The sequence below is a fragment of the Xanthobacter aminoxidans genome (assembly GCF_023571765.1).
GTDB classification, from domain to species: Bacteria; Pseudomonadota; Alphaproteobacteria; order Rhizobiales; family Xanthobacteraceae; genus Xanthobacter; species Xanthobacter aminoxidans.
On record NZ_JAMJXC010000040.1, the window covers coordinates 1 to 9,998 of the forward strand.

21 protein-coding genes are annotated in these 9,998 nt (G+C 65.4%); 10 read left to right on the forward strand and 11 right to left on the reverse strand.

The features are described from left to right. Nucleotides 1–229: 229 nt before the first annotated feature. The 5 genes from EJ105_RS27190 to EJ105_RS27210 all read left to right on the forward strand — a co-directional run bounded on the left by EJ105_RS27190 (nt 230) and on the right by EJ105_RS27210 (nt 2,448). The gene (locus EJ105_RS27190) at nt 230–448 is read left to right on the forward strand and encodes a hypothetical protein (RefSeq protein WP_250168818.1); all 219 of its coding nucleotides are present in this window, start codon (nt 230–232) and stop codon (nt 446–448) included. 82 nt (nt 449–530) lie between these two features. After that, nucleotides 531–1,409, forward strand: coding sequence for a glycoside hydrolase family 108 protein (locus EJ105_RS27195; RefSeq protein WP_250168819.1), 879 nt, complete (start codon nt 531–533; stop codon nt 1,407–1,409). Beyond that, nucleotides 1,406–1,777, forward strand: a complete 372-nt coding sequence (locus EJ105_RS27200) for a hypothetical protein (RefSeq protein WP_250168820.1) — start codon at nt 1,406–1,408, stop codon at nt 1,775–1,777. The genes EJ105_RS27195 and EJ105_RS27200 overlap by 4 nt, the downstream gene beginning before the upstream one ends. 118 nt (nt 1,778–1,895) lie before the next feature. After that, complete coding sequence (locus tag EJ105_RS27205) at nt 1,896–2,222, forward strand: hypothetical protein (RefSeq protein WP_250168821.1); 327 nt, start codon at nt 1,896–1,898, stop codon at nt 2,220–2,222. Further along, nucleotides 2,203–2,448, forward strand: coding sequence for a hypothetical protein (locus EJ105_RS27210; RefSeq protein WP_250168822.1), 246 nt, complete (start codon nt 2,203–2,205; stop codon nt 2,446–2,448). Before EJ105_RS27205 ends, EJ105_RS27210 begins: the two co-directional genes overlap by 20 nt. A gap of 220 nt (nt 2,449–2,668) precedes the next feature. On the opposite strand, the gene EJ105_RS27215 is transcribed toward EJ105_RS27210, so the two are convergent. From EJ105_RS27215 to EJ105_RS27255, 9 genes are all read right to left on the reverse strand, one after another. Then, a complete protein-coding gene (locus tag EJ105_RS27215) occupies nt 2,669–2,914 on the reverse strand; it encodes a hypothetical protein (RefSeq protein WP_250168823.1) in 246 nt (81 codons plus the stop codon). Between the two features lie 223 nt (nt 2,915–3,137). Further along, nucleotides 3,138–4,226 carry a tyrosine-type recombinase/integrase gene (locus EJ105_RS27220; protein WP_250168824.1) on the reverse strand — a complete coding sequence of 363 codons (1,089 nt, stop codon included), beginning with the start codon at nt 4,224–4,226 and terminating at the stop codon, nt 3,138–3,140. Nucleotides 4,227–4,246: 20 nt separating this feature from the next. Next, nucleotides 4,247–4,465 (reverse strand): hypothetical protein, encoded by a 219-nt coding sequence (locus tag EJ105_RS27225; protein ID WP_250168825.1) that lies wholly within the window; start codon nt 4,463–4,465, stop codon nt 4,247–4,249. 11 nt (nt 4,466–4,476) lie between these two features. After that, the gene (locus EJ105_RS27230; RefSeq protein ID WP_250168826.1) at nt 4,477–4,647 is read right to left on the reverse strand and encodes a hypothetical protein; all 171 of its coding nucleotides are present in this window, start codon (nt 4,645–4,647) and stop codon (nt 4,477–4,479) included. A 4-nt stretch (nt 4,648–4,651) separates the two neighbouring features. Next, on the reverse strand, nt 4,652–4,840 hold the full coding sequence (locus EJ105_RS27235; protein WP_250168827.1) for a helix-turn-helix domain-containing protein: 189 nt from the start codon (nt 4,838–4,840) through the stop codon (nt 4,652–4,654). Continuing rightward, nucleotides 4,837–5,619, reverse strand: coding sequence for a hypothetical protein (locus EJ105_RS27240; protein ID WP_250168828.1), 783 nt, complete (start codon nt 5,617–5,619; stop codon nt 4,837–4,839). Before EJ105_RS27240 ends, EJ105_RS27235 begins: the two co-directional genes overlap by 4 nt. Nucleotides 5,620–5,676: 57 nt before the next feature. Further along, nucleotides 5,677–6,210: a hypothetical protein gene (locus tag EJ105_RS27245; RefSeq protein WP_250168829.1), complete on the reverse strand. Its 534-nt coding sequence runs from the start codon at nt 6,208–6,210 to the stop codon at nt 5,677–5,679. Continuing rightward, nucleotides 6,207–6,617, reverse strand: coding sequence for a hypothetical protein (locus EJ105_RS27250; RefSeq protein WP_250168830.1), 411 nt, complete (start codon nt 6,615–6,617; stop codon nt 6,207–6,209). Before EJ105_RS27250 ends, EJ105_RS27245 begins: the two co-directional genes overlap by 4 nt. Further along, nucleotides 6,610–7,176 carry a hypothetical protein gene (locus EJ105_RS27255; protein ID WP_250168831.1) on the reverse strand — a complete coding sequence of 189 codons (567 nt, stop codon included), beginning with the start codon at nt 7,174–7,176 and terminating at the stop codon, nt 6,610–6,612. Before EJ105_RS27255 ends, EJ105_RS27250 begins: the two co-directional genes overlap by 8 nt. A gap of 75 nt (nt 7,177–7,251) precedes the next feature. On the opposite strand from EJ105_RS27255, the gene EJ105_RS27260 reads away from it, so the two are divergent. The 3 genes from EJ105_RS27260 to EJ105_RS27270 are packed head-to-tail and all read left to right on the forward strand — an operon-like array spanning nt 7,252 to nt 8,079. Further along, nucleotides 7,252–7,482 carry a helix-turn-helix domain-containing protein gene (locus EJ105_RS27260; protein ID WP_250168832.1) on the forward strand — a complete coding sequence of 77 codons (231 nt, stop codon included), beginning with the start codon at nt 7,252–7,254 and terminating at the stop codon, nt 7,480–7,482. Beyond that, complete coding sequence (locus EJ105_RS27265) at nt 7,479–7,790, forward strand: hypothetical protein (RefSeq protein ID WP_250168833.1); 312 nt, start codon at nt 7,479–7,481, stop codon at nt 7,788–7,790. The genes EJ105_RS27260 and EJ105_RS27265 overlap by 4 nt, the downstream gene beginning before the upstream one ends. 1 nt (nt 7,791) lies before the next feature. Further along, complete coding sequence (locus EJ105_RS27270; RefSeq protein WP_250168834.1) at nt 7,792–8,079, forward strand: hypothetical protein; 288 nt, start codon at nt 7,792–7,794, stop codon at nt 8,077–8,079. A 73-nt stretch (nt 8,080–8,152) separates the two neighbouring features. Here the strand turns inward: EJ105_RS27270 and EJ105_RS27275 are convergent, their stop codons facing one another. Continuing rightward, nucleotides 8,153–8,383 (reverse strand): hypothetical protein, encoded by a 231-nt coding sequence (locus EJ105_RS27275; RefSeq protein WP_250168835.1) that lies wholly within the window; start codon nt 8,381–8,383, stop codon nt 8,153–8,155. A gap of 150 nt (nt 8,384–8,533) precedes the next feature. On the opposite strand from EJ105_RS27275, the gene EJ105_RS27280 reads away from it, so the two are divergent. Both EJ105_RS27280 and EJ105_RS27285 read left to right on the forward strand, forming a co-directional pair. Beyond that, the gene (locus EJ105_RS27280) at nt 8,534–8,767 is read left to right on the forward strand and encodes a DUF4160 domain-containing protein (protein ID WP_250168836.1); all 234 of its coding nucleotides are present in this window, start codon (nt 8,534–8,536) and stop codon (nt 8,765–8,767) included. Further along, on the forward strand, nt 8,754–9,413 hold the full coding sequence (locus tag EJ105_RS27285; RefSeq protein WP_250168837.1) for a DUF2442 domain-containing protein: 660 nt from the start codon (nt 8,754–8,756) through the stop codon (nt 9,411–9,413). The genes EJ105_RS27280 and EJ105_RS27285 overlap by 14 nt, the downstream gene beginning before the upstream one ends. Before the next feature lie 128 nt (nt 9,414–9,541). Here EJ105_RS27285 and EJ105_RS27290 read toward each other — a convergent pair whose 3' ends face one another. Then, nucleotides 9,542–9,823, reverse strand: a complete 282-nt coding sequence (locus EJ105_RS27290; RefSeq protein WP_250168838.1) for a hypothetical protein — start codon at nt 9,821–9,823, stop codon at nt 9,542–9,544. Between the last annotated feature and the right edge of the window lie 175 nt (nt 9,824–9,998).

The window sequence follows — 9,998 nt, forward strand, 5'->3', positions numbered from 1 at the left end:
GGTGCGACCATCGACACACCCTTTGGCCCGTCCCCCGTCACCGCGCCCCTGCCGGGCTACCACGTCAACGTCCTATGGTGGGGCGCCGAGCCGCCCGACTTCGGCGCGGCTGTGGTGAAGCCGGACATGCCGGCCGGCGTCTTTGCCGTCTGAGGCTGGCGGCTGGGCTTTCTGACGCCGGCGAGCGCCGCATGAACCGGCCGCCACCGTCCCCGCGCAGATCTCCCGGATGGACCGCGCCTTTGAATGGTGCGGCCTGTACCTCGCCGAAGACGAAGAGGCGCGCCGAAGCCTCCTCCTCTGGAGCCACGGCAAGGCGCACGGCCGGAAGGTGGCGGCCATTCTCGGGCAAGCTGGCTTGACCCGCTCCGACTTCGACGCAGCCCGGCGGCGTGGCGCCCTTGCGATTGCCGTGTGCCTGGACCGCGATGGACGGCCGATCGACTGACCCGCCGCGCACGCATCCGCCTTCTGCCCATGCCGCCCCTTCCGGGCGGCTTTTTTGTTTCACCACCCGAAAGGACCATCTGATGGTTGCGGAGAACTTCACTCCCGCGCTCGCCGCCGTGCTCGTGCACGAAGGCGGGTATTCCAACCACCCGGCCGACCCCGGCGGCCCCACCATGAAGGGCGTCATCAAGCGGGTCTATGACGACTATCGCCGCTCGAAGGGCCTCCCGGTGCGCGACGTGCGCGAGATCACGGACGCCGAGCTTCAGGAGATCTATAAGCGCCGCTATTGGGATCTCGTTCGCGGCGACCGTCTGCCGGCCGGCCTCGACTATGTGGTCTTCGACGGGGCGGTGAACTCCGGCCCGGCGCAGGCGACCAAGTGGCTGCAGCGTGCGCTCGGCCTTCCGGCAGACGGCGTGCTCGGCCCGTCCACCCTTGCGGCCGTGGACGCCATTCAGGACGTGGACGCGATCGTGGCCGATGTGCAGGCCCGGCGGCTCGCCATGCTGAAGTCCTTGCGCACCTGGTCCGTCTTCGGCAACGGCTGGGGCCGGCGGGTGGCAGAGGTGCGCGAGCTGGGGCTCGCCCTCGCCAGCGGCTCGGTCAACCTGCCCATGCCGACGCAGACGGCGAGCGGCAAGGCCTATGTCTCCTCGGCCCGGAAGGCGCCGCCCAAGGCCATCGGCGACGCGCTCGCCGGCGGCGGCGTGGTGAGCACCACCATTTCCACGGCGACGGACGCGGTGACGCCTCTGGCGGACAAGAGCGCGATCGCCGGCACTGTGCTGACCATCCTCATGGTGCTCGGCGCGATCGCCCTGGTGGGCGGTGTCGTCTACCGCATGTGGGCGAAGAACAAGGCCGACGCGCTCGCCGATGCGCTGGACCTCAACCCGCCGCAGCTCGGCACGGCGGCAAACGATAACCCCGCCGAGGCGGCGGAGGCGGCGGCGTGATCCCCGCCGCCCTCCTCGCCACCTTGTGGTTCCTCCCCACGGTTTCGGCCGTGGGGGGCTTCATCGTCGCGCTGCTGTTCGGCGGGGACTGGACCGAGGCGCTGCTCGCCGCAGCTGTGCTCGCTGCATCCGTACTTGCCTTGCGGCTCCTCGGCCTCAAGGGCGCGCTGGCGGTTCTCGCCGCCGGCGCCGTTGCTATCGCCTACCGCCGGGGGGAGCGCAGTGGCGCCGCCCGCCAGATCCAGAAGGACAAGGCCAATGCCGACCGTGCTGTCCAGCGGGCGAATGAAGCTCGCGCTGATGCTGACCGCCGCAATGCCGATCCTCGCCGGCTGCGTGACGACGACGGGTTCAAACGGCGCGACTAGCGTCTATTGCGCCTCGGCCAAGCCCATGCGCTGGTCGGACAATGACACCGATGAAACCATCCGTCAGGCCAAGGCGCACAACGCCGTTGGCAAGCGGCTCTGCGGCTGGAGGTGAGCGATGACGGGGGAAGTTTCGGCCGCTGCGCGCGCGCCGAGTGGAGCCATCATCATCTCAGAGCGGGCGTTGGAGCTGATGGTGGTGGAGGTGGCAGAGGACGCGGCCGAAAAAGCCGTCCGCAAGGTGCTGAAGGAGATCGGCCTTTCCACCTCAGACGAAGCGCGGATCGAGGAGGCGCGCGCTGATATCGAGCATCTGCGCCGTTTCCGCCGCATGTGGAACCGGGCGGCGCTCGTGATCGGCACTGCCGTCCTGACTGTGCTGGCAGGCGGCGTCCTGACTATATTCTGGCTGGGGATCAGGACGCATGTGCTCAAACAGCCTTGAGGCCCGCCTCGCCATCGACTGGGATGGTGACGGCGCCTATGCCGTCATCACCCGGCCCGGCGCAGCGGCCGAGGTCATCCGCCTCCCTGATGCGGACAGGCTGGCGACCGAGGCCATGGCGGCCGCGCTGGCGCTGCGCGGCCGGGTGGTGGTGCGGCCAACGTGTAAGAGATCGTTACAAGTTGGAGATGTGCTGCCCCATTTCATCGGGGCGCTGGGGGAATGATCCTAAGCCTCGGCAGTTTGCCGGCGTTTCCATCCCTTCGGCGGTGGCGCAGATGCATGAACCTGTCCAAGGGTTTCAAGCCATGCGGCGACGCTCGCAGGGATCTCTGCCTCGCCGGATGCCCATCGCCTGACCAATCGATCATCACACTCCAGTGCCTCGGCCAACCCGCGCTGTGACCAGCGCAGGAGGGCGAGGCAGTCGCGGAAGCGGCTCGGGGTCATCCCCCGAGCACCTTCATGAGGGCAACGGTGGCACCGACAAGGGCGGCGCCGGCGCCCATGCCGGTGAAGGCGACCTGCCAAGGGGCGAAAGAGTGATCCCGTTCGGCCTTGCGGGCCTCGGCATAGAGCTTGTGCTGCTCGGCAACGAACTTGCGGGTCTCTTCCTGCAGCTTGCCGGTTTCAGCGATCGCGCGCTCGATGCGGGCCACCTGCTCGTTAAGATCCATCGTCGTGTCAGTCATTTGGGGTTATCCCTCAATCGGCCGGGGCCAATCCCTCAGCTATGTCCGCATAATGCGGACTTTCTCACTCTTCGTCAAGTGCCCTGCGGTGAGAAAGGTCGCCCCTGAAAACCCTTATGATGGACTAGGATGTTTCGATTTCCCACCGGCCTCAAGCACCTTGATTTCGTTATATTCTAGCACCTCGCCCCTGGGCACCATTCATTTTCTAACCTCCGGAAATTCAACGCTTTTTAGCGCTGGCGCCCGCACCGGAACGCTTGGTGCGGGCCGATTTGTTCGTCGTCTGTTTCGGCAGGAGCAGGCTGGCGGCGTCCTGCGCGAGGCGTTTTTGGCTCGCCGCGCGGGTGTAGTGGGTCGCCATCTTCCCGCTGGTCCAGCCGAATAGTGCCATCAGCTCGCGCTCGGTGGCGCCGTTCTCGGCCGCGCGGGTGGCGCCGGCTTTCCGCAGGCCATGGGCCGAGCCAGGCACCTTGGCCTTGACGCAGGCCTTCTTGAACCAGTTGCCGAAGCTCTCCTTGACGAAGGGTGCGCCGCGCTCGGTTACGAGGAACGTCATGTCGCCGGTATTGGTCGCGGCGATGGATCGCGCCAGCGGCTCCAGAATGGGCAGGCTCACCACCTCGCCCGTCTTCTCGGTGCGAATCGTAAGGACGCCATCCCGCACGTGCTGCCGCCCCAGCCGCGCGGCGTCGCCGCGGCGCAGGCCGGTATAGAGAAGAAGGTCGAGGGCCAACCGCTCGCGCGTGCCAACGGGCCAAGCCTCCTCAAAGCGCCTCACTTCCTCCTCGGTCCAGGTATGGAAGCCATCGGCATCATTGGGGCCTTTGAGCAGTTTGACCCCGATCGTCGGATCAACCTTCACGAGGCCGCCCTCGCCGGCTGCCCAGCCGAAGAAGGTACGGAGCGTCTTTAGGAAGGCGTTGGCCGAATGCGGAGCTTTGGCCCGCTTTTCCCGGCCGGCGATGATGGTTGCCTGACTGATCTGCGTCAGCATCTTCTCGCCGGAGGATTCGACGATCTGGCGCAGGATGTTCTCCCGCGCGCGGCGCGTGGAGTTAGAAAGGCCAGCCCATGCCGAGCTGCGCCGATAGAGCGCGAAGCCCCATGCGATCGTCCCCGCCTTCGGCGTCTTTGCGGTCGACGCAGGCGTCTCATCGGCCATGGCACGGCGGTACTCTTCCCAGAATTCGGGTGTGCCGAACTCGGCCCGCAGGCGGACGCGGGGGCCGTGCTTCTTGCGCACGTAGAAGATGATGGCGCCATGCCGGGTGCGCTCGCGCTGCAGGCAAGGGGGCAGGGGCCTGGGCATGGGGTCGTCTCCTCAGATCCTCAGATCACGGGAAGCGCGGGCAACCGCTCCGCCGAAACGCCATCCTGCGCGTCCGCCATGCCCGCCGCCGGAGCGCCCGCAGCTGCCGCCAGGGGCAGGATGACGATGGCGCCCTTCTCGACGCGCACCGCGACTTGATCCAGAACGCCGGCCTTGCGGCAGGCGCGCAGGGCGCGGTTGAGGTCCGCCTGTTGGAATGTGGCGCCGGTGCGCGACATGTCTTGCTCCTTCAGCTCTGCGTAGCCGGCGCCGAGGCGTCCGCCGCGATGATGACGATCTTCGCCGGCTCGATCTCGATCCGGACCACCCGCATCCCTGCCGCCGTCGCAGCCCGGAGGGCGCGCACGAGATCGGCATGGCCGAGGATGGGCCGGGGCGTCGGTTCGGGGCGGGGCGGCATGGTATCAGGCCTTCTTCTTCAGCTTCTCAACGGCGCGCCGGTCCACTTCCAGTGGGCTCGTGCGCCCGCCGGAGCCGGTCTTGGTGGCGGGCAAGATGCCCTTCTGTGTCCAGCGCGTGACCGTGCGCTGGCTGATGCCCAGCTCGTGGGCGATCTGTTTGGAGGTGCGGATGGGGCGATCTGACGTGCTCATTTGAACACCTCGCTGATCGCAACCAGCGTCTTCTTGGTCACGAATTCTGATCCCCACAGATCTCCCGGGCGAGAGTCCTTCTGCTCTTCTCGGAAATGAGCCCAAGCTTCGCGGTTTCTTTCCTTATCGCGAGCCGCATAGGCAATCTTGATTTCATGGAGCCAAGGGCTTCTGAACTCGATCTCCATGGGCTGGAGCAGCTGGCCATTTGCCCACCGCTCCGGAAGTACGGCCTCTTCGCCGTTCTCAAACGTTTCACGATGTCCCGTGATGTATTCTTCAATGATACGGCTGGTCGGATGCCAATTCAGCCAAGCGCGGTGGGAATAACGATCCGCGCCGATCTGGATATCTCCCCCCTCGGGAACGTATTCTCCGAGGGAGCCGTCCAACACTCGCTCGATCAACCAGCCGACAGCCTCGGCGAAAGTGATTCCGTCTGCCCAGCCCATGGCCCGGAGCTGTCTCGCCAGGACGGGCTCCAGCACGCCGCCACCAGAAGATGCGGCGACGAGTCCCCCGAGGGTGCGGGCATTGCGCCCCGCTTCGGTAGGCGAGCCACGCAGGACGGCGCATAGCACATGGCTTGCCATGATCGGTGTCAAAGGGGCCGCCCCCACGCCCCGCTTGGTCGGCGGCAGAACGCCGGCCTGACGCAGTGCGCGTGAATACGCTTCGATCGTTCCCAGCGGAACGCCTCGCACCTTAGCGAGCGCTTCATTGAGACTGTGGACGGAGGCCATGAGACAATGGGACCAGTGAAAGTTCCATTTCTGCATAGCACACGAAATGCTCCGCACGAAATGTTTTCGTCGTTAGCCACGAAATGTCCCGCTTTACCCCTCCCTTGGGTCCGCCCAAGGGTCCAGATGCTCCGGCGCCAGCTCGTGGGTGCCGAGGGCAGCCCGCGATACGCCGGCCTCCCGCTCCAGCAGGCGGAGAACCGAGAACAGGAGGCGGTCCAAGGCTTCCCGGTGCTCGCGGGCAAGGTCCTTCACGTTCTCCGAAAAGGTGGCGCAATCCACCAGAACGCCCAGCCGGTCGATGCCATAGGCGAGCTGCACGGCGCCCTCCGCCAGGTCCTGCGCAGGCAGGGAGGAGATGGCCGCGCGCAGCGCCTCGGCGCGGACGCGGTGCATTTCCGCCGCGTTGTCCAGTCGCCGCGCAGTGATGGAATCCCCGTTATCCACGCCCTCCGGGAGCGCACTGAATTCATCCTGCAAGACAACGGCCGCTGCTGCCTCCTTGGCCATTGCCAGCAAGAGGCTCGGCTGCGGGGTTTTCACCAGTTTTGGTGAAAACCCCTCCGGCGGGGCGCCGACCTTGCAAAGGGCCGGTCGCGGACGGGCGCGTGCGGCGATCGCGTTCATCGCACACCCTCCCGCGCATCCCGCTCCAGATAGGCGAGCGCTGCCCGGAGCAGGGGGATGTGAGCTTCACCCGTCTCGCCTTCCTCATCCACCACCAGGCGCACCGCGGCGACCGCGCCGGCGAAGGTGAGGGCGGGCGGCGGCGCCTCGGTCAGCACGGCATAGGCCGCCCCCCACGTCTCGGCCTCGCGGCGCGCGTCGTAGGCATCATCACCGGTGCCGACCTTCTCATCGGAACCGTAGGCCGCCGTCCCGGCGCGATAGGTCTGGATGAGGCCGATCAGGGGATCATCCGCCGCCGCTTCGGCATTGGACCGCAGCGCGGCGGGCGCCGCCAGGGCGGCAAGCGTGCCGAGGGCGCCGCCGGCCTTCAGGAGGGCGCGGCGGCTGTGGAGGGTCTCACCCATGGTGATGCCCTCCCATTCGCGCCTCGCGAGCCATCGGGACGAACACCCCGACGACGCGCCCCACCAGCTTGCGCGCCAGAGCGTCCGCCCTGAACGGACCATCGGCGAGCCGCGCCACGCCGTCCGGCGCCCGCCCTCCCCCACCGGCCGCCGTCGACCAGCTGGCGACACTCCAGGCTCTGCACGGCTCGAAACCCTCCGCCGGGCCGAAGCAGAAGCCGGGCCCGCAATCCGCCCAGCCCTTCGGGCGTCCGTAATAGGCCGGCCGGGATCGCGCCTCGACAAGCGCATGGGCGTAGCCGCGTTCGGCCTTCCAGTCCGCGAAGGCGAACAGGAAGATCTCGCGATGGGCCGGCTCGCGGTCCTCAAGGTCGATCACCGCGAACTCGCCGCGCCGCAGATGCGGGTGGAAGGACTCATCCTCCACGCGCATGGTCATGTGGCCGGTGGGAACTTCATCGAATACCGGAAGGACGCGCAGCTCCGGCTGATGCTCGAATGGCGTGGGGAGGATTGCGGGCAAGGTGGCGGCGCTTGCCGCCGCGTGGGTGCGAGGCATTGGGATTGCTCCGGTGAGCGTTTGTGATACAGTTTGCATCATACATGAGATGCAAATTGCATCAAGCGAGAATTTATGACGATCACAGCGGCTCAAATTCGCGCAGCACGTGGGTTGCTGAATTGGTCGCAATCGGCTTTGGCCGATGCAGCTAAGCTATCGAGGCCGACCATCGACCGCGCAGAGCGTGCAAGCGTATCCGACGAGGCGCGGGCAACCATCCGCTCTACATTGGAAGCCGCCGGCGTCATCTTCGTTGCCGAGAATGGCGAGGGGCCAGGGGTGCGGCTGAGGAAGGAAAAATGATGCGCGTGCCCACCAAGCGCGAGCGCGACGCCCTCCGTCATCTGTCGTACGGCGGAGCCGAAGGCGAGCCGGTCGCCAATCTCTTTGGCGCCGGAGAGAAGACACGACAGACTCTGCTCGACGAGGGATGGGCGGAAGAGCTTCCGCCACGCCTTTCGGGTACCAAGCTCATGCGGATCACCGCATTGGGGCGGGAAGCTCTTGATAGCCCTGAGCCCGAGAAAGAGCCCAGCCGCCGCAAGCTGAGCACCCTCCCGCCGCGCCTCAAGACGATCAATCCGGCGGACATCTTGAAGAGAAAGAGGTGACATGGAAGAGCGCACACCGCTGCAAGAGCTGCTGGATCGCGCCCATGCGACGCTCACCACCGAGCCGGCTCTATTGACGCGCAGCGCCATCGACCGTGCCGTCGCCGATCTCCGGGCGTGCAAGACGATCGTGGAGGGGCAATCCCTCACGGGCGGTGCCGATGCCGAATACGATCTCACCATCGCGCGGGTGAGCTCAATCCGGTTTAACCGAGGGGGCGTACGTCTCAGCACGCTACAAAGCGCCATAGACGCCTTGGTCGGCCTGCGAATTCGCGCGTCCAGCTGAGACCCGCCGTTCAACGTCACGCAGGCGGGCCGTCCTAGTGTTTCAGGGGTGGTTCCCCGTGAAACATCCCGCCCTAGATCATCCCCTTCCGCCGCCTCTCGACCTCCTGACTGTTACGGTAGCCGGCGATGATCGCTGCGGCGATCTCTTCGGCTCCTTGGCCTTCGTTGCGGTCCAGCACGATCAGGCCGGTCAGGATCAGGTGCTCGGCAAACCGCTGGGGATCGACGCCTATCGCGAGAGCTAAATTGGCGAAGCCCGCCACATCAACGCCGATCTCATCTTTTGCCTTTTTACGACACACTCACCCCCTCTTGACAGGTGATGGCCGCGACGGCCATGGCGCGGTGCGGAGAGCAGCGCCAGAAAGTTATCCCGCTCCGGACGCTATCGTCGCATTGCGCCGGTGCACCGTGTGCACTATATTTGGGAACGGAGCGGATGGGATTTATCGATGCCGCGCATCGTCGCGCTTGGGAACTGGGTAATCTATATCTATCCGGACGACCACGCACCGCCTCACTTTCACGTCAGGGGCGCTGGCCTCGACGCGCAGATCGAGATTGAGTCCCTCCAGGTTTTAAGAGGCTGCATACCGCGAAACGATCTTCCGGGCATCTTGGCCTGGGCCGCAGAGAACAAGGCTCTATTGATCGAGAAATGGAAGGCGTTCAATGAGCGAGGCTGACATGATCCGCATTGGTGATCCGATGCCTGTGATCAGCAACGTGACGCCCCATGGCGACACGAGCCTTGCCGTGACTTGGGCTGCGGGCAACCGGGAAGGTCAGATCGATCTCGTCGATCTCGCGCCGGTCATTTTCACATTCAAGTTGTACCAACCTTTGCGTGAAAATGCCCGCGCCTTTCACGATGTTCGAGTCTCCGATGATGGCGCAGCGCTGGAGTGGGCTGCGGGCGATATCGACATGCCCGCCACGACAATCGAGCGGCTTGCTGAAGAGCAGATGACGCCGGCCGATTTTAAGGATTTCCTTATTCGTAATGGCCTGACCTACGACTCGGCGGCGGCCCAATTAGGGATCAGTCGTCGGCTCGTCGCTTACTATGCAAACAATAAGAAGGTTCCACGCTATATTGCTTTGGCGTGCGCCTATCTGGACCTCCAAAATGTTAACGTATCAAGCGGCTATGACGTCATATTCGACAATGCGTTACCGCGAATACGTCATGTTGGCCTGATCAAAGATGCCCTGCTGAGGCCATTTGAAGGCGCGGTATTGGGATCGTCCATCATGTCTGAAAAAACGCTTGCGCCTCACGGGGCCTCTCTCCCTCACTCAAAGGTCAAGCCCACGCGAAAGGAGCGTTGAAAGGCGGCGGCGGTGAAAGCCCTTGGGTAAGCCGCCAGAACAGGCCGTTGCCAAAGTACAGGCATTGGCCCATGGCTGGAGGATGCCGCCAACCATGGTTGCTCGGGTCGAATCCGTGCTTAACACCCTCACCGCAACGCGGCGCACCTCAATCCACTAACCATCGGCACGCCGAGCGCCAGCGCCTGCGCACCAATGCCTGTGCCGAGGAACGCGAGCGCCCCGCCCTCCCAGAACAGGCCATTGGCGGCGAATAGGCCGCCTGTCAGCTGGGCTCCGATGCCACTGGCCAGAAAGCCGCCAGCGATGCCCGCCGTCGCCAGCGTGAGCGCCAACGCCGCAACGATGCCGATTACGGCCTTTCCGCTGTTCCCGCCGCTGCTGCCGCCGCCACGCGGGGCCAGGTGCAACGTGACATAGGTCGGCGCACCCGACGCGCTCAGGCGCGGCCGGACACGCTTCTGACGTGAGCCCCTGATCCTCGTCCAGATTTAGGTAGAGTCCGTCGATCATGGAGACGGACGATGCGAGCCTCACGGTTCACAGAGGAACAGATCATAGGGATGCTGAAGGAGCAGGAGGCGG

Bases quoted from the DNA above. Each gene is read 5' to 3' on its own strand.
- EJ105_RS27240 (WP_250168828.1), bottom strand. From the start codon at position 5,619: ATGCAGAAATGGAACTTTCACTGGTCCCATTGTCTCATGGCCTCCGTC.
- EJ105_RS27285 (WP_250168837.1), top strand. From the start codon at position 8,754: ATGAGCGAGGCTGACATGATCCGCATTGGTGATCCGATGCCTGTGATC.
- EJ105_RS27270 (WP_250168834.1), top strand. From the start codon at position 7,792: ATGGAAGAGCGCACACCGCTGCAAGAGCTGCTGGATCGCGCCCATGCG.
- EJ105_RS27190 (WP_250168818.1), top strand. From the start codon at position 230: ATGGACCGCGCCTTTGAATGGTGCGGCCTGTACCTCGCCGAAGACGAA.
- EJ105_RS27255 (WP_250168831.1), bottom strand. From the start codon at position 7,176: ATGCCTCGCACCCACGCGGCGGCAAGCGCCGCCACCTTGCCCGCAATC.
- EJ105_RS27215 (WP_250168823.1), bottom strand. From the start codon at position 2,914: ATGACTGACACGACGATGGATCTTAACGAGCAGGTGGCCCGCATCGAG.
- EJ105_RS27280 (WP_250168836.1), top strand. From the start codon at position 8,534: ATGCCGCGCATCGTCGCGCTTGGGAACTGGGTAATCTATATCTATCCG.
- EJ105_RS27220 (WP_250168824.1), bottom strand. From the start codon at position 4,226: ATGCCCAGGCCCCTGCCCCCTTGCCTGCAGCGCGAGCGCACCCGGCAT.
- EJ105_RS27230 (WP_250168826.1), bottom strand. From the start codon at position 4,647: ATGCCGCCCCGCCCCGAACCGACGCCCCGGCCCATCCTCGGCCATGCC.
- EJ105_RS27245 (WP_250168829.1), bottom strand. From the start codon at position 6,210: ATGAACGCGATCGCCGCACGCGCCCGTCCGCGACCGGCCCTTTGCAAG.
- EJ105_RS27260 (WP_250168832.1), top strand. From the start codon at position 7,252: ATGACGATCACAGCGGCTCAAATTCGCGCAGCACGTGGGTTGCTGAAT.
- EJ105_RS27265 (WP_250168833.1), top strand. From the start codon at position 7,479: ATGATGCGCGTGCCCACCAAGCGCGAGCGCGACGCCCTCCGTCATCTG.
- EJ105_RS27210 (WP_250168822.1), top strand. From the start codon at position 2,203: ATGTGCTCAAACAGCCTTGAGGCCCGCCTCGCCATCGACTGGGATGGT.
- EJ105_RS27250 (WP_250168830.1), bottom strand. From the start codon at position 6,617: ATGGGTGAGACCCTCCACAGCCGCCGCGCCCTCCTGAAGGCCGGCGGC.
- EJ105_RS27205 (WP_250168821.1), top strand. From the start codon at position 1,896: ATGACGGGGGAAGTTTCGGCCGCTGCGCGCGCGCCGAGTGGAGCCATC.
- EJ105_RS27235 (WP_250168827.1), bottom strand. From the start codon at position 4,840: ATGAGCACGTCAGATCGCCCCATCCGCACCTCCAAACAGATCGCCCAC.
- EJ105_RS27225 (WP_250168825.1), bottom strand. From the start codon at position 4,465: ATGTCGCGCACCGGCGCCACATTCCAACAGGCGGACCTCAACCGCGCC.
- EJ105_RS27195 (WP_250168819.1), top strand. From the start codon at position 531: ATGGTTGCGGAGAACTTCACTCCCGCGCTCGCCGCCGTGCTCGTGCAC.